The organism is Thalassobacillus sp. CUG 92003, assembly GCF_013618635.1.
Classification (GTDB): domain Bacteria; phylum Bacillota; class Bacilli; order Bacillales; family Halobacillaceae; genus CUG-92003.
The window spans coordinates 86803-110955 of record NZ_JABLSJ010000001.1 but is presented as its reverse complement, the minus strand read 5'-3'; the positions used below and the strand labels follow the sequence as shown (position 1 = coordinate 110955).

The window sequence follows — 24153 nt, the reverse complement described above, 5'->3', positions numbered from 1 at the left end:
TTATATCTGAAGTCATAAAACCGGTCGTTATCTCTAATTAAGTCCTTCCGTTCTATTTCGTGAGTCTATTGTCAACGATGTTGTATTATCAATTATTATCTTCTCGAATATACGCTCCTAATCTCCATTGATTCCATGCATTATTTTTTTCTGCGCTTCCCGGTACTACACAGTAATCAGTAACAACCGTTTTCATTCCTTCATAGGTAAGGGGCAAACTGTTTTTATTTTGTAGCACATATTCTGCAATCCATCTTCGAGCTTCTTGTATTCCTCCAAGGTTGTCATTTACTATGACTTTATTACTTTCAATTACTCTATGAACTGTGTAAGGTTTTACCTTTCTGCTTCCTGTGATAATAAAATGCATCTCCTTTTCTTTTTTTCGCGCGCTAATAATTTCTTTAGGCATACCAGAAGCATTGCGTTTTGACTTAAAATTTACTGTTACCTTTAAATACTCCTCTATTAAAAAGGTAATCAATTGATTATCAGTTTTCAGTTTATCCAGCGCCCTTACCACTTGAGACCACTGTAAACGTATAATATTGCACTCATTATTAAAGATCTTTTTGTGTGCTGCAATTTGTGCTTCGTCGAGTGTACCTCTGATTTTAAATTCAAACAATAAGTTGAAATTTCTGCCACATACCCACGCATCTGGTATAGAACCCCTGTTATCTTCATAAGAGCTTTTTTCCATTATTCCACGTTTATATGGCGCAATTCCAATTACAAATTGATACTCTTTGTTGCCTTGGGGACATCCTCTTTTCCTTGTTTTAACTAGCAGGTTGTCAAAGACTAAGTACTTACTTTGTTTTGGTAACAAAGCTTTTAGAAAATCTTCAAGAATCTCGTCTTTGTGCAAATCTAAAATAGACATAAGTACATGAGTATAATGATCTTCTTCTTGCCCTTGATATTTAAAGATATTGAACTCTTTTCATCCTTTCCTATTATTAATTATTCACTAAATATTAAAGCCAAATACATACCATCATTCAGACCATGCGATATTACCACCCCATCTATAATTTCTTTATAAATATTTTAACAGAAGATTCTAATAATTATTGGAAAAAATTTTTTGTATCTCATCATTATAGAAGGATGATTCTGGCATGGTTGAACCTCCCTTGTAATTCAGTTGATTAATGGCATCTTTCAAATCATCTTGCAGAACGTGCATATAAACAGATGTTGTTTTTACACTCGCATGTTCAAGCAATTGTTAAATTACAGCAATGTGCGTATCTTGTTTCACTAAGTAGCTTGCGAAAGAGTGGCGAGGAATGTGACTGGTCACATGTTTCTCGATCACTGCTTTTTCTGCAGCTACTTTCAACTCTCTATTAAATACTGATTACCTACACTTCCCGTCTTTTTCAAAACAAAGAAGTAGAGCGAATCGGTTTGAGGACATATCTGTTCAAGACAAGTTGAAGGTCTTAAAATCCAAAGAGGTTCAGAATTTTCTACAGTCCTTCGACATTCATTCTTTCTTAACGTTTACCTTGTCAAAACTTTATGTAGAAAGAGTGAATGGTACGTTAAGAAGGGCAGTTCTATAACAATTTCCATGTTTTTCTTTGTTTCGCTATCAACCTACAAAATCAGACTAACGTCGATAGATACGAACCTTATGTTTAGTCCTATTTAATTTTTGATGCTGAGAGGATTTTTGTTCAAAGTTTAGATAGTCACTCTTGCGTTGAATGACTAAATTCTATCCACTTCGGTAATTTAAATAAAAAAGAAGCCACGTACAAGAGTTTCCCCTCATACGAGACTTCCTTTTAAACTCAGGTCCTTAACCTCACTAACGTAGTGTGGGGGGCCCGAAGTTCAATTAAACCAATAATTATTCAACATCCACATTGATAGATCTAACCGCTTTAGCGTTAGTGTCACCTTCAGCAGTAAGTCTAACTACAACTGTACCTTCATCATCTACCGCAAAGTCAGTAATTGTAGCACTATCATAATCTTTAGCTAATTCAATATCGTCACCGTTTGGTGCAAATTGTGCAGTGTCGAAGTCGTTGGATAGAACATCAATTGTACCAAGATTAACATCATCAGCTTCAACATAGGCATCATCTTCGTTAACGTCGATATAAGCTACGACATCCCCGCTAGATACTTCATAAGCTACTGTACCTTCTCCAGAAAGACCCACATTATCTAAAATGTCTTCTTCAAGATTTAGAGTGCCTGCAGAAGTAATCTCAATTCCTTCTTGGAAAGAAGCACTTGAAACTGAAGGAGTAGTGTCTTCTACATTTACTTCTACTTCATGTCGTACAACAGACCCCTCTTTAACCAGTACTTTAGCAGTACCTTCTGAAACTGCAGTCACATCTAGGAGACCATTAGCTTCATCATTATCTCCTACAGTAATTACATCATCATCAGAAGACTCATAAGTATAGTCACCAGCCGCGAAATCATAACCCCCGATTTTGAGCCCAGATTCATTGTACTCATTAAGTACCAAAGAAACTTCGTTATCTGAGTCTAGTGGATTCAAGTCTAGTGTTTTATCATCAGAATCTGAATCTAACTCTAGTTTACGCTCAGCGACTTCTGTATCGGCATCAACTGTTACATCGATACTTCCAAGCACATCACCATCAGCGTTTTCCACATCAAGCGTACCAGTACCCTCATTTGCTGCATCAGCTTTAACCGTTACGGTAGTTTTACCTTCTGTATCCGTGTTACCTGCATCTGTTACAGCAAGGATGTCCTCTTCATCTTTGTTTTGAACGTCAGCAATTTGGGCATCGAACCCTTTAACCGCGTCGCCAAATTGGTCTTTAACTGTTAATTCAAATGTGTCTTCAACAGAGCTAACTAGTCCAATCATTTCTTTACTGAGGTCGGCAGAAGAGGCTGTACGCTCTTCACCAGAAACCGTTACGGTTACTGTTTTTTCAACGTCACCGGCTTCAATTGTAAATGTTACTCCCCCAGACGAAACAGGAGTAATGTTACCATTGTCATCGATCAGAGCAACACTTTCGTCAGAAGAAGAAAAGTCTACTTGTGAGTTATCTCCCTTGATTTCTGCTTCATCACCATTCTTGTAAGTAACATCAAAGTTATCTAAAGAGACGCTTGAGTCTGTTACTGAAATAACTCCGCTTTCGTTCACTACATCATTATTAAATAACAAATCAAAATCAGATACACTAGTTACGCTTGAAGCATAGCTTTCAATGTTAACTTCTGTAAGATCCGACTCAACTGTTACATCATCTTTTGTTAATACAACTTTGTATTCGAAGGACTCACCAGCTGTTAGTTCAGCTTCGTCCAGTTCACCTGTTGAGGCATCTTCCAATACGTCAGTATTTGTTGATTGAAACTCTACTTCGTATCCAGAGTCAACTAAAGTTTCCACATCAATGTTATTGTTTGACCCGTTAATGCCCACTCCTAGGAACTGCTCATCAGTATCTTCATCTACTGCTAGTGTAGAAGCAGAGACTGAGTTAACTTCTAGCCCAACAGTAAAGTCAACAGTTTCTTCAACTGTCTCTTCCCCTTGGTGAGCTACTACAGTTGCAGTATAGTCGCCAGGCTCAAGGCTATCTGTGGTGAATGTGAAGTTACCCTCTTCATCCAAATCCGCTTCAACATGGTTTTCTCCATCAAGGCTAACTGTAACTTTATCCGCACTGTTCACTGAACCACTGATAGTAGCAGTTAAGTCATTATTGTTAATCGCACTTACACTTTCAACCTCTGGTACAGCAGATTCAACAACAACATCCACTGTGGCTGTTTTATCAGTGCCTTCGATAGAACCTTCAAGCGTGTATGTGCCTGCCGTGTCTGTATCTAGATCAACTGTATTCCATTCAACAGGAACATTAGCTGTATGATCATTAGAGTACGTTACTTCGACAGTCTCAGGAAGTGTAACTTCCCCGCCTTCCATCACTGTAATATCTTCTAGTGAGCTTACTTCTTTAACTGGGCCAAGCTCAGCGCGATAGACCATAGTCGCGAATTCAGCGCGTGTTACGTTGTCTTTTGGAGCGAACTGATTGTTGCCTTCACCTTTAATAATGCCGTTGTGGTAAGCCACTGCGATCACGTCGTTCGCCCATGTGTCTACGTCTGTGAATGGGTGGTCATCACCGCCCTCTAAATCGTAGGCACGCACTAGGATAGCAGCTGCTTCTTGACGAGAAAGGTTATCAAATGGTTTGAATTCGCCGTCCGCGTCTCCTTCGAAGATTTCAGGAGATGTAGATACGACAGCTTCATAGAACCAATCGTCAGGATCTACATCAGGAAAGTCCTCAGAACCGTCAGCATCTAGTCCTTGTGCTTTCATAAGCGTTTGCGCTGCCGCATTGCGCTCAATGTTGTCATTCGGATAGAAGCTTCCATCTCCAGGTCCTTCTAGTACGCCTTCGTTTGCTAGATAGTTAACTGCTTCATAATAGTAATCGTCTTGATGAACATCATCGAAATTTGAATCCGCTGAAACAACTGCAGGTGCTACTGCTGAAGCCACCATTGCTGTTGTTAAAGCAGAAGCGTAAAACTTGCGATTTGATTTCGGTTGGTAACCCATAAAATTAATTTCCTCCTAATAGATATTTCAACCAATCTTGTAAATTTAAGCGACTCAATAAATAGCCTGGCTATAATAGCAAGATTAGTAGATTCCATAAGCAATTCAACCCGAACATGACATAGATGTTGCGTATCTATGTTGTTTTACTAGTCTTAAAACCCAATAAATTGGATAAATATATGTATGTTGGATTAAAATTCCTTTCATTTCTATGATACAGAATTACAATAATATTTCAACAGGTTTTGACAGAAAAATTTCCTACGCCATTATTCCCTCCTTATATTCCCCTCATAAATGACTTATCGGAAAATATTAGTATATTGTTAAGTTAATTCCGATTAAATTTATGCCTAATTTTGTAATTAATTTGTGTTTTATTGCTATTTAAAGGACTAAAGGACCTCAAACTTACATGTACATGCTGATTTTACTAGAATTATTCCATATGCAAGGGGACATAAAAAAACACCGCTCATCGCTTAATGAACGGTGTTTTTTTCATCTTATTGATTTGATTTCGCTAAGCCCTTAGCTAATACTCCGGAAAGTTCAGCTCGTAAAATATCCTGATTAGGTTCAAATAATCCACTAGGGTAACCATTAATGACACCAGCTCCAGCCAAGGTAGTCACGGCGTCATAATAATACCTTCCTTTGTTCACATCAGAAAACGTCTTTTTCGTATCAGGATTGAAATCGAAGGCACGGTGTATGATGACGGCAACGTCCTGCCGTTTAATTTTTTGTTTAGGACCGAATGAGCCATCCGGGTGTCCTTCGATGATTCCTGCTTCAACGGCTGAAGTAATATAGCCGGAGCTGAAGGCATCCTCATCTACATCTGGAAATGGCGTGTCTCGCTTTTCTCCGTCTAATCCAAGCGCGCGGCCGATCATGGTGACGACCTGTTCGCGGGTTATGTCACCGAGGGGCTTGTATGTACCATTTGCAAATCCGTTTACTATATCCTGGTTATACAAGTCCCGTACATGCGGATAATACCACGCTTTAGGTTTAATATCACTGAAAGGATGCTTGGGTGCCTGAACGAGTCCATGGCCATAGTCAAAGTCCTTCCCATCTTCGCCTAAATCGATCGTATGGTTAATCATGCGATTTTCTAATTTCTTCGCACTATCGTGAGGATAAGCCTGTTTCAGCAAAGCGAATACACCGCTCACGTAAGGGGCAGCCATTGATGTGCCGTTCATCGATTTGTAACCGTCAGGGTGGTCCTCGGTTGTAATATACGTGCTGTATATTTGGGTGCCCGGAGCTGTGAAATCAAGCGAATCTCCTCCGTAGGAAAATACGGCGCGGCTTTGATCTCGATCCACCGCTCCGACGCTTGCGACATTGGAATAACGGGCGGGATACATGACATCGTCTAAGTATTCACCGTCGCACAATATGCCGTTGCCCGATGCTGCGACCACTGTAATGCCTTCTTCTTCTGCACGATCAAGAACCGTCTTCATGCCTGTCGATGATTGACAGGATGTGAGACTAAGGTTGATGATATCCATCTCTTCTTCGATCGCCCAATCAACTGCGGCAATGATCTCGCCTTCCCAGCCGTCTCCTTCTTCGTCCAACGCTTTGGCAGCATAAAGGTTGGCTTTTGGAGCGACGCCTAACGTGCCGATATTATTGTGTTGCGCACCAATCACACCTGCGACATGTGTGCCATGACCGTTGTCATCATCCCAGGAATCCCCTTTCTCGACGAGGTTGATGCCGCCTTCCACCTTTAAATCAGGGTGGTCCGCGTCAATTCCTGTATCGATGATGGCTATATCTGTGCCTTCGCCCGTTAAATCCCATTCCGTTGATTGACTGACATCTAAGGTGTTATAGCCCCAGCCGATTTTTTGCTTGCTCGTTTGTACTTTTTGGTCATTCTCAGCCCATGCAACGTTCGAGTTAGAGCGCAGCTGATCCGCTTGACTGTTCGTTAGGGTGACTGAGACCGCATTTAGTTCTTCATATGTATGATGACGCTTGATATCCATATCCTCTAACAATGCCTCATCCACAGAATCTTCAAAACCGATAATCATCCGTTTCCCCGCGGTTTGATTATCCTCTGCCGACACATGTGGTGCCCCCAGCAAACAAAGCACTGACAGGATTCCCACCCAAATCATACCCAACCTTTTCACATCAATCTCCCCTTAAAAAATTCGACATGTAATAAAAGAAGCGAACACGCATGTTCGCTTCTATTTATAACCTATTCTTTCCAATTGTAATAATCGACGATCCCAAGCGCAATGGCTTTGCCAGCTTTTTCACGATATTTTTGTGTTTTAAGCTTTGCTGCGTCGCCGTTATTCGTTACAAAGCCAATCTCTGTTAAGACAGCTGGTAACGAATTCGCTTTGATGACGCGGAACCCGGAATTTTTGACGCCGCGATTTGACATATTCATTTCTTTGTACAAGCGCTCGTTAATAAATTCTGCCAGCTTAAGGCTGCTGTACTCACGATTGGTTAACCCAGCAGCGTAATAATAGGTTTCCACACCATTTGCACTTTCCATGAATGCATTAGCATGGATGCTGACAAATGTGTCAGAGTTGTTTTGTTTAGCAATATCGACACGACGGTCGAGCGAGTGGAAACGGTCGGTATCACGTGTCATGCGCACTTTAATGCCAGCATTTTTTAGGTATTTCCTGGCTTTCAACCCTACGTCCAGGACAACGTTCTTCTCTACCAAGCCATGGCCGCGTGCTCCTGGATCATGTCCGCCATGCCCGGGGTCAAGTGTCACAATTTTAGATGTATTCGGTTTGTCTATTAAATAATACATCGAGACATAGCCTTTTGTATTGCCGTAAGCAATATAAGCCCAATTGCCTTCTTTCTTGTAAATATCAACCGATTCGCCCGTCTTCAAACTTCCGATAATGCCGTGGTTCGTCCCCGGACCAGACCGGACGTTCAAAGACGTAGCGGAAACGACTTTGCGATCGATGACTTCCGGACCTTTTTTATCGACCAAATAGGCTGTATGGACGTAGCCTTTTACATTTCCGTTGGTGATGTAAGCCCAGTTCCCTTCTCTCTTATAAATATCAACCGATTCGCCGTCTTTCAGTTTTCCGACGATTTGATAACCCGTACTCGGGCCAGATCGTACATTCAGTATATCGGCATTTACGACCTTTTCATCGATGACTTCCAAATTTTCGTCATCATCCTGGGACACTTTGAAATCTGAATTCATACTGCGGGCAACAAACAAAGCTAGCTGGGTGCGTGTAATTTTATTCTTCGGCTTGAAGTAACCCCCAGGCATGCCCTCTGCGATGCCCGCCGTTGTCAATTTATTCACTGAGGCAAAATAGTTTTTCGATTGAGTGACGTCATTATACGAGACATTGCTCGTTTCTTTAAGATCAAAAGCCTTCGAAATTAAGTAGGCCATTTCACTTCTTGTCATGACCTTATTAGGTTTATATGTACCATCCGGAAAGCCTGTAATCACGCCGTTATTGACAGCAGACTGGATGAACCCGGAAGCATATGAACTGCGGTCAACATCGGGAAACTTGGTATTTTGTTTGGCGCCGTTCAAATCAATTGCACGCCCTACCATCACAGCCGCTTGTTCACGTGTGACCCCTTTACCGCCGTGGAAGAGTCCATCTGGATAGCCCTCTACAATATTCCGGTCCACTAAATAACTGATTTCTGCCTCATATTCTGCCGGCATCTGAACTTGCGCTGCCGACGCTGTTTCACTAAACTGGGGCAGTGAAAGGGTTAAAACAAAAAGGGCAGCCAGCAGTAGACTCGTCATTTTCTTAAGCATCATTCTCGTGCTCCTTTTTTCTTATTACCTTAAGCGACCTACATTTATCATACGACTTCTTACATCATTTCTCGCTCTATCCCTTCTTTCTTTGGCGAAATTTGTAAGTACCACCATCATATAGTTTCTTATTATATCGTCAAGCCTAAGAAAATTTTTATCCTACTAACCTACTATTTTCCAATCGATAAAATATACAAATCTAGTTTGATTATTGATCGAACAGGGAATAATATTGCCTTTTTCCCCTGAAAATTGCCATCAAATTAAGACATTCTTTTCAATTATTCAACAAAGACTGAAGAATTGCTGCTATTCAGACGATATAATTTTTGTTAGATTAATAGTGACGAATAAAATTTACAGGGGAGGAAAGTTTTTACATGAAAAAATTAATCATATTATGTTTGGGGCTATTGCTATCAATCTCGTACGCGATTCCCTCGGCCCATGCTAAGGACGATATTTCGGGTTCACCTTTTGAGGAAGACATGCGGGCATTGATTGAAGCCGACATAATGGAGGGCTTCAATGACGGGACGTTCAGGCCAGAAAATAATGTCACGCGTGCCCAATTCACAACGTTCGTAGTACGTGCTCTGGATCTTCAGTTATCGGAGGAAAGTGTTGGGGAGATCGCCTCATCTGAAGACAACCAGTATTCAGACGTTTCGCCTGAAAGGTGGTACTACCCTTATGTTGTTGCTGCGAGTGAAGAAGGCGTCATTGACGGTTACCCGGATGGAACGTTCCAGCCAGAGGGCAAAATAGAACGTCAGGATATGGCGATGATCATGATGAATGCAGCTGAGCTCAAAGGTGTCGTCAGCAGTAAAGACAGTACATATCAGTTCGAAGACCGGAACAAAATCGGATCCTATGCAGTTGAAGCTGTTAAACGATTGACCTCGCTTGAAGTCATTAACGGGAAGAAGATCGATGGCAAATTGTATTTTGCACCTAAGGATAATACCACTCGCGGAGAAACAGCAGCGGTTATCAACAGACTTCTGACTGTACTTGATCCTCCAGAGGAAGATCATCCTTACAGTGTGGCTTCGATTTCCGAAGAGAAAGACCCTGTTATCCACGGAAGATATGACACTTATGATAAAGCAGTCCAAAACGCTTCAGGCGAGCAGGTCGTGCTGAAGGGGAATAACATTGTGTGGATCAACAACGGAAAAGGCGTGTCTAATGCCTTCACGAACCTCTATAACACCAAGAATTTCAGTACAGCCCCGACATACATGACGTCAGGTGTTGAATTAAAGTTACTCGATATCGGAGAAGATTGGGCTCAAGTCCGCCTTAACGATACGGAAGGTTACGTTAGACTAAGCAAAGTCAACCTTGTGCCGGATCATATGGAAAAAGATCGCTCACACTACTATGTCGATAATGGCGATCTCTACCATCGCATTTACAACCCAATCACTGAATCAGCGGCCGTTTATCAGTACGGGAAAGCGCCGTCGTTCTTAAAATCAGATCGAAAGTATTACAGCGAAAACGGCCATACGTTCTTTAATAACAATGGGAACAAAGCGGGCGAAGCCTATCAGTACTTTAACCAAATGCCCCTTTACACCGAAACCTCTTACACTGGGGATCAGCTAGATGAATTCATTCAAAGTGAACAACCGAACAGCCCGTTAGTAGGTACTGGTGATGACTTCAAGAAAGCAGAACAACAACACGGCACCAACGCCCTTTACTTGCTGGCTCATGCGATCCATGAAAGTAATTGGGGTAAAAGTAAAATTGCTCAAGATAAGAACAATCTGTTTGGCATCGGTGCCAATGATGGCAACCCTTACGAAGATGCCTGGGAATATGAAAGCTTTGAAGAAGGCATCTTAGCTGCCGCCGAGCAGTTTATCGTACCAGGATATTTTGAAAACACCTGGAAATCCTATGGCGCTCATCTCGGTAACAAGAGTACCGGCATGAATGTAAAATACGCTTCAGATGTGTACTGGGGGCAAAAAATTGCCGGCCATATGTATCGTGCTGACGAATACTTAAGCGATCAGTACGGTTCTACCCCAGAACTCGGACAATACGACTTGGCAAAAACACTCAAGTCAAACACGAATGTGCGCGCATCTGCAACAGCCACTGCTTCCAACAAACTTTACTCGTTGGACAGGACAGGGTCGAATGTGCAGATTCTCGATACCATTGAAACGGACAGTGAAGGTACCTGGTACGAAGTGGCACCGAAAAATATCAATGTTTACCAAGATCAAAATGATGAGTGGGTCGTTGACGTAATCGACCTTGGAAAAGCTCACGTGTACAGTCACGGCGACTCTTACTATGGAACCAACATGGATAAGCTGTCGATCGCAAAATAATAGTAACTTGCTTAGAGGAGGCGCCCTATACGGTGCCTCCTCTATTTTGATCGTTTTTTTCCTTATCCCGTATGCTCTTCTATATGGCTGCTTTGGCTTTATGTTATATTAGGATGAGTAAATCTACCATAACTTAACGCATTGAAGGGATTCTGAATGAGCCATTCCACCTTAATCAAAAGTACATTCATCCTAACCCTGGCAACGCTGGTTTCCAAATTGCTGGGCAGCTTGTTCCGCATCCCATTGCAAAATATCGCAGGAGATGAAGTACTCGGTATTTTCTCCCTAGTGTATCCCGTTTATATGGTGACCCTAATATTATCGGTCGCCGGAATTCCCATCGCCATTTCGAAATTGATTTCCGAAGCGCGCGTAGCAAGAGACACCACCCGAATCCGGCACATTTACATAACGGCGAGTTGGCTAGGCTTATTGTTCGGCGTACTCAGTTTCTCTCTGATCTCCCTGTTTTCGAAACCGATCAGCAGTTTGCTAGGCGGGGAGGAAACCCTTCCGGCGCTCTTAATCGTGGCAACGAGCTTATTGGTGGCGCCTTACATGGCTGTTTACCGGGGGTATTTCCAAGGTTTCGAGGATATGCGCCCGACCGCTTTATCCCAGGTGATCGAACAATTCGTTCGGGCTGGACTCATTATCGTACTCGCGTATGTGCTGACATCTTATCAATTTTCAAATGACATGGTAGCAGGCGGCGTAATGGTCGGCTCTGTTGCAGGCGTGCTTGCCTCCCTTGTTTATTTGCGGATTAAATACATACGGTCGCCCCATCACATCCAGGCCACGGAACGCTATTCACTCCAGCATTTCAAAACGTGGAGCCGACTGATTTTACGCATTTCGATTCCGATTGCAGTCGGCACCATCACAATGGCCTTGTTAAACCTTGTCGATTCGCTCACCATCCCGCTGAGTTTAAGCCAGCTTGGTGCTGATCCAACGGTCTCGACTGCTTACCAATACGGTATATACGGACGAGGGTTATCCCTTGTGCAAATTGCTACCGTCTTCGCGACGTCCATCATTCTGCCGCTCGTCCCCTTATTGACGGCAAAAAAGCAGGAACATGACCGAACTGAGATGGTCGCGATTATCGAGCAGACACAACGGCTTACCCATTTGATTTCCTGGCCAGCCGCCGCGGGGCTGTTCGCGCTAGCCATCCCGTTAAACGTGGCTTTATTCACGAATGCGGAGGGCAGCCTCGTTATCGCCATCCTGGGAGCAAGCTCGGTCTTTACATCCCTTACGATTGTGAGCACAGGGGTTCTGCAAGGGATAGACTTCGCTAAGCAGGCCGCCTGGATTATTCTAGGCGGAGTTGTGATCAAAGCAGGGTTGAATCTGTGGCTAGTGGTTGAGATGGGAATCGCAGGAGCCGGCCTGGCCACGCTGCTCGTTTATATGCTGTTAGCGGCAGGGAATGGGGTCTACCTGCTGCGCCAGATTCGGTTTCGTATCATTGAATCAGCGCATCTCAAAACCATCGCCTCCTCGCTCATCATGGGAGCCGTTGTTGGCCTGCCTACCCTTTATTTTTCCATGGCGCATTGGAGTCGAGGCGCGTCCTTTCTTTATGTGGCCGGGGCAATGATAGTCGGAGCAATCCTATACAGCGGCTCCCTCTATATCATGAAAGCTATTGACCGCCAAACGTTACAGCAATTACCCATCTTCGGAAAATACATCCGATAAACGCCAGTACATTTACAAAGGAAGTGAAATGCGTGCACGTCATTTTGTCAGGATATTTTGGCTTTCAAAATACAGGAGACGAAGCCATCCTCTCCGCCATGATTCATCAATTAAGAGCCCGCGAGCCCCATATCCGTATCACAGTGTTATCCCACGACATGATCCATACCACACAAACGCATGATGTGGCGTCCGTCAACCGCTGGGATTTGAAGGCAGTCATGCGCGTCATGAAAGAAGCAGATGGATTAATCAGCGGGGGCGGAAGTTTGTTGCAGGATGCCACTGGTCGGAAATCTATTGTTTACTACACAGGACTCATGACCCTCGCCCGTTGGATGAAGCTCCCGGTGTTTGTCTTTGCGCAAGGGATCGGTCCGCTCCATTATCGCCTTTCCAAGCATTTGGTGAAGCATGCGTTAAAGCGAACCACCCACATCAGCGTCCGTGATGGTGAATCAAAAGATCTCTTACATCGCTTAGGAACTGCCCGACCGGTTTCAGTCGTGCCTGACCCTGTCATGGGCGTTTACCCACCGGAGGCTTCCAGTCTGTCGTCAAACTTTAAGTCGCCTATAATCGCCGTGAGTGTACGCGAGTGGCAAGACGAGACACGGTTTCACCACCACCTTGCCAAAAGCCTGGACGCCCTTGTCAGGCAGGGATACACGATCGTCTTCGTCCCGATGCACGGGAAACATGATCAGAACGCTTCGGCGGCCGTAGCATCTCTTATGGATGAAACCAGCCAGACCCTCCCCCCTTCAACGGAACCCGAGGAAAAAATGGCCGTCATCCAGGGGGCAAAACTCATGATCGGCATGCGCCTTCATGCCTTGATTTTCGCAGCGATCAGCACGGTACCATTTGTCGCCTTGTCGTATGACCCGAAAATCGACTCCTTCGCGGCCTTGTGCAAGCAAGTCGTGGCTGGTCATGTAGCGCGAGATGATTGGAACAGTGACACATTGACCGCCACCATTGAGCATATGCTGCGTAACCGCTCGCACCACGCATATGGGCAACTGGTTCAAGCCTACAGGCATCAAGCTCATCAAGCTATGGACAATTTGATACGTGAGCTGAGAAGCAAAACTGACACGAATGGATAACTATCTGTTCGTGTCAGTTTTTGCGTCGATGCGCTAGACTAAGTTCTTTCTATGGCAAGCGTTTCACTTGGCAAGAGAGCCTGGACCTGATGATGATCATACGAGCCGGGTGAAGAGGTTATAAGCCGAACCTGTGTAAATACAAGCCACGCTTCCCCCCTTATAATCCAAGTCACTCCCTGTAATAAAAAAATACCTCCCCGCAGTGATTTTACGATTCTAACGGAGCCAGATATAAGCTGAAATGTGTGCGATACGTGCCGACTCGGCCAACATTTAAGCCACACGCGAGTGCGCACGGAGGATATGAGCCGGATCAGGGAGGCTTCATGCCGTATTGGCTCAGCACCGTGCCAGTTGGGAGAAAAACCATGCCGTGTGCTGAATTTTCATGCCAAATCAAACAGGTTATAAGCCTGGGCATATTTACGATCCGGAGGGGGAACTTTATACGCTAATTCCACGCAGATACAAGCCTCGCTGCTCTCTTTACATTCCAAGCCACTCTCTGATATGAACACCCCTCGCCGCGGTGGGAGTTTACGAGCCTAACGAAGCCACTTATAAGCTGACATGTGAGCGATACGTGCCGACCTGACCAGCATTCAAGTCACATGTGAGCGCGCAGGGAGGATATGAGCCGAAGCGGGGAGGATTCATGCCGTATTCGCTCAGCACCGGGCTCGTGCCAGGTGCTGAATTTTTCATGCCGAATCGAACAGGTTATAAGCCTGGGCAAATTTACGATCCGTCGGGAGAGCTTTATAAGCTAATTCCAGCCACATACAAGCCACTACTCCCCCTTCTAATGAAGCTAGTTTCATTGCAGGCACGAGTGGATAAAGGGAGGTAGGGAGAATCCCAATAGAAGAAAACAGGTAGAACGATTATAAAACTTACGCTACATACCCATAATAAGTAGGGTACAGGGGGGCAAAAACAAACGTGTTCAATCGAATGATGTAGAGAGACACATGAATCTACTTAGCCTAATCTTATCCTACTTTCGAAAGTTGGTAATATCATGACTAACCTTAATCAGAATGTCTCAGTCGTCATTCCTGCATATAATCCGGATCACAATCTTGAAACATTAATCAGTGATTTGGCACCTTATCATTTCCATGAATTGATTGTCGTCAATGATGGGAGTGATGAGGCGTATAATCCGTTATTCAGACGTTTGACGGAACAGGCCAAGTGTGTCGTGCTTCACCATTCCGAAAATTTCGGGAAGGGACGCGCCTTAAAAACCGCCTTCTCGTATTATTATCGCAACTTTCCTGAAGGGACCGGGGTTGTGACGGCAGATGCTGATGGGCAGCATAGCCCGAAGGATATTCAGGCTGTCGCAGAAGCGCTTATTAAGCAGCCGTATAAACTGGTGCTTGGGGTGCGGGATTTTTCCGGAGAAGACATTCCCTACCGAAGCCGATTCGGCAACAACTTAACGAAAAAAGTTCTGCGGTTTACATCTGGGATGAATGTCACGGACACTCAGACCGGACTGCGCGGTGTTCCGACGTCGTTTACTCAGGAGCTGCTTGAGGTCGAGGGCGATCGGTATGAATTTGAGATGCGCATGATTTTAGCCTGCAAAACGTACAACCGATCTATAGAGGAAGTGAAGATCGATACGATTTACATTGATGAAAATAAATCTTCTCACTTCAACCCGGTCGTGGATTCCATCAAAATCTATTATGTCTTTTTTCGTTTTATATTATCGTCAGGAGCGTCCTTTATACTGGATGTCGGCTTGTTTTCCTTATTCTCGGCACTGTTAAAGACAGTTGCTCCCGGCGCCTTTATTGTGATTGCAACCATTCTAGCTAGAATTTTGTCGTCCTTATTCAACTATTTCGTCAATCGGAATGTTGTCTTTAAATCAAAAAAGTTCACGAGACGCACGCTCGTCCGTTACTATACGCTCGCAACCTTGATTTTGGTCGCTTCATCGGCTGGCGTTCACTACGTTTATCAGATGATTGGCAGCCACGAAGTGATCATTAAAATAATCGTAGACTCACTTTTATTCTTGTTCAGTTTCTACCTGCAGCGCTCTTGGGTGTTTGACCAAAGTTCGGTAAAAGAGGTGCAGTATGAATAACGTTATCTTCATATTTATCTTGGTATTTTTGTCCTTTGCCGGTTATGGATTTTTCATTCGATGCACGTATAAAGTTCAAACGGCCCTCATTCCGATTCTGCTCTTTTCAACGACAGCTGTTCTGCTCTTTATCGGAGGGCTGTTGAATATATTGCCCCATATCGCTTTTGTCATTTTTGCAGGTGGGTTGGCTGCCTTCGTCTACTCACTATGGAAATGGGGAAGACGGGTGGATACATGGGTGAGCTTCTGTACACCTGCTACCCTGTTTTTCTTAGCGGGGAGTATTTTTTTTGCTTTCTTTTTCAAAGATAGTTTTTTAATGCATTATGATAACTTCACCCATTGGGGACTGATTGTTAAAGAAATGGTCGGTGCGAACGCGTTACCCGACGATTCAACCATCGTTTCGTTTCGGAATTACCCTCCGGGCACCGCTTTGTTCATCTATTATATGGTGACGCTGGTCGGTTTTTCTGAAACAATGGCAATCATCGCTCAAGCCATTCTAATCACCGGCACTTTAACGACCTTGTTCGTATTCGCGACGTGGAAACGCCCAAGTACAGTGATCGCGTCGTTCGCTGTTGTGCTTGCCCTTCTATGGATGAATGGAGACACGATCCATTCGTTGATGGTTGACTCTGTACTCGGATACATCGCAGTAGCCGCCTTGTTAGTGGGTTATGCGACCCGGCACAATCTCATGATGATGATGGCTGTTACCACACCTGTCCTCAGCCTTCTTGTGCTGACAAAAGACAGCGGAAAATTATTTTTTGCCATTGTCATCATTGCACTCATCTTCATGGTGATCAAACGCAACGCCCCTGTTTCTTTCAAACATGCTGCTGTATCGGCAGCTGGTTTGATTGGCTTGCCCCTGCTCGTGAACTTTCTGTGGGGACGCTACACTCAACAAGCGTATGAGGCAAGCTATGAATCAAATCGTTTTGCTGTCACCGGTGATACTTTCGGTGCCCCGGACAGGCCTGATGCATTCATCAAAACATTGACCCGAGACTTACTAAGCGCAGCCTTTGATGTGAGTTCTCATATGGTACAGACCATGCTTATAACTGTTGCGATTGCTGTAGTCGCTAGTGTTTTCATGTTATGGGTGAACAAACGCCGGGCGAAAGGGATAATAATAGCACTCATTAGCGTCCTTGCGTTCTACTTGATTTACATTGTTATGCTGTACATTCTTTATCTGTATTTAATGCCGCAAAACGAAGCAGCTTATTTGGCAGGCATGCCCCGTTATCAGTCGTCGGCTGCTATCTTTTTCGTGGGTGCGCTTATGTTTTATGTCATAAAAGAATGGGACAACATCTTGAATAAGCAGGAGCGTGCATTTCGTTATATAATTGTCACGAGCTTAGCAGGCATTCTATTAATTTTTCCGTTAACCGGGCAAGCTCAGGACTTTTTTGATACCTCCCATTATAAAAAAGAAGTACGCAGTACCGTTGCGGATTTATATACCGAACTGAGAAGAGAAAGCAATGTCGAAGAAGAGGATCGTCTTACGGTCATTCAAGATCTCGGAGAATCAGACCGCCATTATTTGAAGCACCTTATCGAATATGAACGCTTAGCCGAAAACCAAGCCGTTTATACGTACTGCGAGACTAATAAAACCCAATCCAGAATCGCTGAAGACTTGAACAAATCAGCTTATCTCATGGTGATCGGGGAAACAAGCAGTATGGAGTCATGCCTGCCCGGGAGTCTGGAAACCCAGCATCTTGAGCAAGGCATCTATAAACTCGACGAAGGACAGATTAGTTCTCAGATCAATTCAGATTGAATTCACCATGTAAATGGCAAGCCATTATGTTAAACTTAATAAGCCAATCATGTGAAAGTTTTATGTGCCCCCTTTCAAGTGCCCATTTTTAGCAGAGTTACAGCTCAGCCGATCACACTTGAATGGGGGTTTCTATATGCGATAAAATTTTACAAATTTAAACAAAACCTGCATAATCGTATAAGAGTTAACGAGTTATAGAAAAACATTCCATCATTAGTAGATTCATTACTATTGGTTCGGTGATTTTTATGATATATTATTAAGTGCATGAACGTGTAAATCAAAGGAGTTTCACCATAACATGAAACAGGTTGAAATCTTAGGCATACCTATTACGAATATTGATCATAATACCTTAGTTGAACGCATGAAATTACATATTGATAATGGTGAAAAATCGTTTGTCATAACTGCCAATCCTGAAATCGTGATGCGAGCTAAAGAGGATCCGTATTACCGGGAATGTATCCGGTCTGCCAGCTACATAACAGCGGACGGCATCGGAATCGTCAAAGCTTCACGCTTGATGAAAAATCCACTTCCGGAACGTGTTACAGGATACGACCTTATGATCGATTTCTTACAAATTTCGCACGACCGGAACTATAAAATCTTTCTGTTAGGCGCTCATGATGACGTGCTCGCTAAAACAGTGGCGAATATCCAAGACTACTACACGAACATTCAAGTCGTGGGCTCTCACCATGGTTTTTTCGACTGGGATGATCATGAAACTGCGGAAGTGATTGCCCAGAAGATTGAAGCGGCGCAGCCAGACCTGGTGTTCGTTGCACTTGGGGCACCGAAGCAAGAACAATGGATCGCAGAAAATTGGGATCGCTTTGATAAGGGTGTTTTTTTGTGTGTCGGTGGAAGCTTTGATGTGTTATCCGGGACCGTTAAGCGTGCTCCGTTAAAATGGCAGGAGAATAATATTGAATGGCTTTATCGTTTGTTTCAAAAGCCGAGTCGCTGGCGTCGGATGTCTTCGCTCCCCCGCTTTGCTTACCATGTGATACGGGAAAAGTTAAATCGTCGTTCTAGCTAACGATGAAAACCGCCGGATTCCTCGATGAGGAGTCCGGCGGTTTTTTTGATTTTACTGCTGTGAGATTTGTTTGGGTCCTTTATGGTATAGAGCTTGGGTTGGCTGGGAAACAACTCGCTTTCCTGCGGGGAACCGCCGAGCCTCCTCGTTCGCTACGCTCTCTGTGGGGTCTCGTCGAGCTCCTTTTCCCGCGGGAGTCTCGCCGTTTCCCATCCAATCCATCTTTATTTTAGTGAAAAGGACCCTTCTATAAGAGAAAATATATCTGACTAAAACCACTCTGAGCTGCGTTGCTCTAAGTCTCTCCTCAACCATACATAAAGGTCTTCCTTTGTTGGTTTCAGTATTTTAAATTGGCAAGGAAGAGTCACTCCCCCAACCCCAAACATTCCATTGCACCTCGAAACCCTCTATTTCATAATTTTTTGGAGTCCTCTATTATTCCTGGGATATCAGTGATTTTCCGGAAGGGACGTTTTTCAGAAATGGAGTGGGTTCGCCGACACTATACAGGTGCAAGTCGTGCATCGCTCGCGTACAAGCGGTGTAAAACAACCGACGCAGATTCTCCTCTCCATATATGTGCTTTGAGGCATCATAAATAATCACTGCATCAAATTCAATCCCTTTTGCCAGGTAAGCAGGAATGACGATCACCCCTTGTTCGTACTCACTAGTACCCTTCTTCACATGTTTCAGATTATTTATATTCTGAAGAGCTCGATAAGCAAACGAACTTTCGGCAGCTGATTTACAAATGATGGCGATCGTGTGATGGCCTTGTTTCTGCATGTCCTCGACTTTAGATTCAATGGCACTGTGCAGGTCAGTATGGTTCGTTAACCGGGTCAGTACAGGTTTCTCACCGTGCCGGTCAAACGCCTTGATGTCTTCACCTTCCGGAATAAGTTCACGTGTAAACTCAATGATCTGCTTAGTCGATCGGTAACTGCGATCCAGCGTAATGCTTTCCGTTTCCTGATCTCCATATAAACTGGTAAGAGAATGAAAATCTACCACATTGTCGGCATGAGCAAAAACGGCCTGGTTAAAGTCACCTAGCACGGTCATTTTGGCATTAGGAAACAACCGCTTCAAAAACTCGAATTGAAAGACCGAATAATCTTGTGCTTCGTCGACCAGCACATGTTTAATCGACGTATTTGATTGGAAACCTTGAATGAGTTCCTTCAGTAGCAAATAAGGGGTGGCGTCTTCCTGAAACATATGACCGTCATCCAGCATTTTTCTTGTCGCGTCGCAAATAGCTCCCCATTCTTCAGGCATCTCTATTTCATCCCATAACGTGGACTTCATGGAATTATCAAATAGCTGCTTGTATAATCCTTTTATATTGATAAATTGCAGCTCTGCTACTTTTTTACGCAGTGACTTCATCTTCCGGCGAACGATCATGCGCGCAAGTACCTCATTCTCTTTCTCGTAAAACTCAAATGAATCTTCATTGAATTCATCTGTTTCCTCTAGTTGCGTAAACACTTTCTGAAGTTCATCTTTGCTAAGCAGCTCGATCTCTTCCTGGACCCAAGGCTTACCTACCTCTTTTTCCTCCGTTTTATCGAGCTCCTTGAGTAGATGTTCTTTCAATTTTTCTATCCGATTATGAAAACGCAGTGATGTATCATTGCTATAGAAAAACGCTTTGATGTGTTGAGACGGGACAATCGATTGACCGCGGAACCTTACCCCTTTGAATAACATGCCCGTGGACTCTAATCTCTCTCGATACCGTTTGAGGCCTTCAAAAAAGTGCGATGATGCCTTAAATTGGATACTCGCTTTTCGCATGCGATAAGCTGTGTCATCCTCGGCTACGAGCAGATATTCCAGTTGTTCATAAGGATCTTCTATATTAAAATCGTCGCCCAACCGGTATTCCAAATAATTTTGAAACGTCACCTGCTGCATGTTTTCTTCTCCTAATTCGGGCAGCACATGGGATACATAGTTGCTGAACATCTTATTAGGAGAAAATAGAATGATTTGATCTGCCGTCAACGTGTCCCGATACTTGTATAGAATATAAGCGATTCGCTGGAGGGCAGCAGAAGTTTTGCCGCTCCCCGCAGCTCCTTGGACCATCAGAAGGCTCCCGCGGGTATGCCGAATGATTTTATTTTGTTCTCTCTGAATGGTAGCGACGATACTGTGCATATGTTTATTGGACCCTTTGCCGAGCACGTCCTGCAAAATCTCGTCACCAATCGTGAGACTCGTATCGAACATGGATTCAATCTCACCGTGTCTGATGTTGTACTGCCACTTCTTCTCAAGTTCCCCGCGAATGACACCGCCTGGCGTCGAGTATTCGGCAGGGCCAGGTGGAAAATCGTAATAGATACTCGATATCGGCGCACGCCAATCGTAAATAAGGATGGTTTCATCTGATTCGTCCGTCAACGTCGAAACGCCGATATGAACGTGCTCCGACACATCCGTTCCTTCTTCAGCGAAATTAATCCCTCCGAAATAAGGGACATTCTCTAATCGTTTAAGCCTCGAGAGCCTATGAGAAGCATGTCGATGGGTACTCTGACTGACTGATAAATCCTGCGTCTGCTGCCTCATCGCGATAATCGTCTCAAGATAATCATCGAACGTATCCATATTAACTTTCAGATCATCCCAGAAGTGCTTGCGGATCGTGACAACATCTTCTTTACGCTTGGCCGTATCTGCTTCCACTTCGTTTATTTGTTTCGTAATGGTTTCCATCACTTTATCCAAATAGGCTTGTTCTTTTTTAATGTCGTTGTCCAGATTAACCACTCCTTAAGAAAGTGAGAATTTGGTATTGACTTCATTTAAATTGTGTATTATAATTTAATTAAGGATATTTCTATAGATTAACAATTTAATAGAAGCCAATAACTAAATTTAACACACTTTCATTTATTAAGCAATTGTTAATTCTTCAGAAATGAATAACATATCATATAAATACGATGTCTTATCAACCAGCTGAGCGTAGTGCTCAGCTGGTTTTTTATTTGCGTTATATCGGTGGGTGGACCGATATATGGAGCATCCTGGCTGATATATCGCTGAGCAGACCGATATCTGGTGCATGCCGACCGATAAGGCAGGCTGGTTGACCGATATTGAGGCGAGGAGGCCCCTCGACTCAATAAACTATCGTATGGTGTAGTGCTTGTTTTTCAACCTCCCTAATACGTGCCTAGGACAAACCTCCTCTCTATCACAAATAGTATAGTAATAAAGCGTAAAGGAGGGATAATGATGGGACGTTGTAATAGATCTCGAAATAGCAACCGACAGAACGCGGTCTCACCTTGTTAAACGTCACCTGCTCAGGAGAAAACGATTGTAAGCCCTACTGAGCGAGTGGTAAAAACTAGGACAACGCGCCGTGTTGTCAGGAATATTCATCCCACTGAAGTAATAAACGTAAATCGAGAGATTATTAGAAATGAAAACTACTATCCTGTAACGAATACTGAAGTCAACGAAACGATAGTTGAAGACTACGATTGTGGCAGTGACGTCAATTCTCCAAATTGTCGGCGTGTTAGTCCTGCAAACACGAATAATAGCGGAAATAGCAATAGTGGCCGTAACCGTAAACGTCGTAATGGTTGGAGCTGGTTTTAATTAGAGGAGCACTCCCAAAAAGGGGGGTGCTTTATTTCAACTTACATAGATTATAACAACTTTAGCGCTATCATAATGGATCAAAAAACCACGAAGAACATTCATTTCTTCGTGGTTTTTGATAATTATAAACGCATTAACATGCCTTTTTTCAGTTCAATAATCCTCCAAATATATATGGCACAAAGAAGTAAACAATAATGACTGAAAAAACTATACTGCAAATATTTAACCAAATTCCAGTCATCGCCATTTTACCCATTCTTATATAGCCAGTTGCGAATACGATAGCGTTGGGCGGGGCAGCGACAGGGAACATAAATGCAAAAGTAGCCCCCATACAAGCAGCCACCATAAGGATAATTGGATCAGTTCCTAATGCAGCTGCACCTGCTGCAACAATTGGGTAGACCATGGTGGAAGTAGCTGTGTTCGAAGTAAATTCTGTTAATAAGGTTATTACAGCGATGATTAGTCCAACCATGATAAAAAAGGGCACGTCTGTGAAATTCACGAGCTGGTTACCAATCCATTTATCTAGTCCGGAACTCACGATACCTGCAGCGAGAGCTAGTCCCCCTCCAAACAGCCACAATATCCCCCAGGGAAGTTTTAATACAGTGTCCCAGTCTAAGATGCTGCCTCTTTTGTTTTTAGAAGGAATAATAAACAAAAGTAATGCTCCAAACAATGCAATAATTGTATCGTCAATCCCTGGGATAAATTTTTCAAGCAGCACACTTCTGGTAATCCAAGCTATGGCCGTGAATGAAAATACAGATAACACAACTTTTTCTTCGTAACTCATTTTACCAAGTTCTTTTAGCTCTTGCTTTATTATGATACGTCCTCCTGGAATGTTTTTCACATTCATTGGATAAGCGATTTTAACTAAGTAAAACCATACAAGCGGAATAAGTAAGACAACCATAGGGATCCCAAACAACATCCATCTTGCAAATGAAATCTCTATCCCGTACAGATTATTTACAGTTGCAGCTAAGATGGTGTTTGCCGGTGCTCCAATTAAAGTACCGAACCCCCCGATGGTTGCTGCGTAAGCTGTCCCTAACATAATGGCGGTACCAAATGGAAAATTTCCTGGTGAGACATCCGTTTCTGAACTGTTCTTTAATGAATCTGCCACATGTTTCGTAACAGCTAAGCTAATGGGCACCATCATCATCGTGCTAGCCGTGTTAGAAATCCACATAGATAAAAATCCAGTTGCCACCATAAACCCTAAGATAATCATATTAGGACTACTTCCTATAAAGGCAATAATGGATAGTGCAATTCGCCTGTGAAGGTTCCATTTCTCCATTGTTAGAGCAATCATAAAACTACCGGCAAATAGAAAAACAAGAGGATCTCCATAAGATACGGAAACTTCCCCCGTTTCCATAACTCCAGTTATTGGAAACAAGAGTAACGGAAGCAAAGATGTTATGGGTATAGGCAATGCTTCGGTCACCCACCAAGTGGCGATCCAGCTAATAAGACCAAGCATTTGTACAGCCTCTTCACTCATTCCCTCTGGGCTAACAAGTAAAGTAATGGAAAAATACAGTAAAGGGCCGAGAAACAATCCTAATTTTTGAGAAGTTGAATAGTCCCCTGGTTGAGGAGGTTTGTCCTCTACTTCTTCTTGAGAATAATCAACTTCTTCCTCGACAGCCGCATTGGCTGAAACCTTAGAAAATAAAAAAGATGCAGCTTTCCTTATGTCTTGTCTCAGGTTATGATCCCACCGCCACATTTGCTCCCATACTGAATGAAAGTGCATTCGTTTAATCCATCCTTTCTTTATTTTGATAACGTTTTCATGTTTGAATCATACTTTACGTATACATTAAAGTCAATGTAATTTTCTGAATTATATAAAAACCCGGTTTTCGAATGTTTACTTGACTTTTATGTATACATTAATTAATATTT

13 protein-coding genes are annotated in these 24153 nt (G+C 43.4%); 7 read left to right on the top strand and 6 right to left on the bottom strand.

The window, feature by feature from the left end:
* Window positions 1-88: 88 nt before the first annotated feature.
* From HOP45_RS00530 to HOP45_RS00515, 4 genes are all read right to left on the bottom strand, one after another.
* Window positions 89-886, bottom strand: coding sequence for a hypothetical protein (locus tag HOP45_RS00530; protein ID WP_181346844.1), 798 nt, complete (start codon window positions 884-886; stop codon window positions 89-91).
* 978 nt (window positions 887-1864) lie between these two features.
* On the bottom strand, window positions 1865-4594 hold the full coding sequence (locus HOP45_RS00525) for an S-layer homology domain-containing protein (protein ID WP_181346843.1): 2730 nt from the start codon (window positions 4592-4594) through the stop codon (window positions 1865-1867).
* A 509-nt stretch (window positions 4595-5103) separates the two neighbouring features.
* Window positions 5104-6762, bottom strand: a complete 1659-nt coding sequence (locus HOP45_RS00520) for a S8 family peptidase (protein WP_181346842.1) — start codon at window positions 6760-6762, stop codon at window positions 5104-5106.
* A gap of 71 nt (window positions 6763-6833) precedes the next feature.
* Window positions 6834-8420: an N-acetylmuramoyl-L-alanine amidase gene (locus HOP45_RS00515; RefSeq protein ID WP_181346841.1), complete on the bottom strand. Its 1587-nt coding sequence runs from the start codon at window positions 8418-8420 to the stop codon at window positions 6834-6836.
* Window positions 8421-8803: 383 nt separating this feature from the next.
* Between HOP45_RS00515 and HOP45_RS00510 the strand changes: the two genes are divergently transcribed.
* From HOP45_RS00510 to HOP45_RS00485, 6 genes are all read left to right on the top strand, one after another.
* Window positions 8804-10780: an S-layer homology domain-containing protein gene (locus tag HOP45_RS00510; RefSeq protein WP_181346840.1), complete on the top strand. Its 1977-nt coding sequence runs from the start codon at window positions 8804-8806 to the stop codon at window positions 10778-10780.
* A 156-nt stretch (window positions 10781-10936) separates the two neighbouring features.
* Window positions 10937-12496 (top strand): putative polysaccharide biosynthesis protein, encoded by a 1560-nt coding sequence (locus tag HOP45_RS00505; protein ID WP_181346839.1) that lies wholly within the window; start codon window positions 10937-10939, stop codon window positions 12494-12496.
* A 32-nt stretch (window positions 12497-12528) separates the two neighbouring features.
* Complete coding sequence (gene csaB, locus HOP45_RS00500) at window positions 12529-13608, top strand: polysaccharide pyruvyl transferase CsaB (protein ID WP_181346838.1); 1080 nt, start codon at window positions 12529-12531, stop codon at window positions 13606-13608.
* A gap of 1024 nt (window positions 13609-14632) precedes the next feature.
* The gene (locus HOP45_RS00495; RefSeq protein WP_181346837.1) at window positions 14633-15718 is read left to right on the top strand and encodes a bifunctional glycosyltransferase family 2/GtrA family protein; all 1086 of its coding nucleotides are present in this window, start codon (window positions 14633-14635) and stop codon (window positions 15716-15718) included.
* Window positions 15711-17531: a hypothetical protein gene (locus tag HOP45_RS00490; protein WP_181346836.1), complete on the top strand. Its 1821-nt coding sequence runs from the start codon at window positions 15711-15713 to the stop codon at window positions 17529-17531. The genes HOP45_RS00495 and HOP45_RS00490 overlap by 8 nt, the downstream gene beginning before the upstream one ends.
* Window positions 17532-17835: 304 nt before the next feature.
* Window positions 17836-18582, top strand: a complete 747-nt coding sequence (locus tag HOP45_RS00485) for a WecB/TagA/CpsF family glycosyltransferase (protein WP_181346835.1) — start codon at window positions 17836-17838, stop codon at window positions 18580-18582.
* Between the two features lie 438 nt (window positions 18583-19020).
* Here the strand turns inward: HOP45_RS00485 and helD are convergent, their stop codons facing one another.
* Complete coding sequence (gene helD, locus HOP45_RS00480; RefSeq protein WP_181347335.1) at window positions 19021-21363, bottom strand: RNA polymerase recycling motor HelD; 2343 nt, start codon at window positions 21361-21363, stop codon at window positions 19021-19023.
* 564 nt (window positions 21364-21927) lie between these two features.
* Here helD and HOP45_RS00475 point away from each other — a divergent pair.
* Window positions 21928-22215 (top strand): CotD family spore coat protein, encoded by a 288-nt coding sequence (locus tag HOP45_RS00475; RefSeq protein WP_181347334.1) that lies wholly within the window; start codon window positions 21928-21930, stop codon window positions 22213-22215.
* Window positions 22216-22366: 151 nt separating this feature from the next.
* On the opposite strand, the gene HOP45_RS00470 is transcribed toward HOP45_RS00475, so the two are convergent.
* The gene (locus HOP45_RS00470; protein WP_181346834.1) at window positions 22367-24001 is read right to left on the bottom strand and encodes an SLC13 family permease; all 1635 of its coding nucleotides are present in this window, start codon (window positions 23999-24001) and stop codon (window positions 22367-22369) included.
* Between the last annotated feature and the right edge of the window lie 152 nt (window positions 24002-24153).

What these genes read in the sequence shown, in the direction of transcription:
- HOP45_RS00530 (WP_181346844.1), bottom strand. Translation starts at nt 886, where the DNA reads ATGTCTATTTTAGATTTGCACAAAGACGAGATTCTTGAAGATTTTCTA.
- HOP45_RS00510 (WP_181346840.1), top strand. Translation starts at nt 8,804, where the DNA reads ATGAAAAAATTAATCATATTATGTTTGGGGCTATTGCTATCAATCTCG.
- HOP45_RS00490 (WP_181346836.1), top strand. Translation starts at nt 15,711, where the DNA reads ATGAATAACGTTATCTTCATATTTATCTTGGTATTTTTGTCCTTTGCC.
- HOP45_RS00525 (WP_181346843.1), bottom strand. Translation starts at nt 4,594, where the DNA reads ATGGGTTACCAACCGAAATCAAATCGCAAGTTTTACGCTTCTGCTTTA.
- HOP45_RS00485 (WP_181346835.1), top strand. Translation starts at nt 17,836, where the DNA reads ATGAAACAGGTTGAAATCTTAGGCATACCTATTACGAATATTGATCAT.
- HOP45_RS00495 (WP_181346837.1), top strand. Translation starts at nt 14,633, where the DNA reads ATGACTAACCTTAATCAGAATGTCTCAGTCGTCATTCCTGCATATAAT.
- HOP45_RS00505 (WP_181346839.1), top strand. Translation starts at nt 10,937, where the DNA reads ATGAGCCATTCCACCTTAATCAAAAGTACATTCATCCTAACCCTGGCA.
- HOP45_RS00515 (WP_181346841.1), bottom strand. Translation starts at nt 8,420, where the DNA reads ATGCTTAAGAAAATGACGAGTCTACTGCTGGCTGCCCTTTTTGTTTTA.
- HOP45_RS00470 (WP_181346834.1), bottom strand. Translation starts at nt 24,001, where the DNA reads ATGCACTTTCATTCAGTATGGGAGCAAATGTGGCGGTGGGATCATAAC.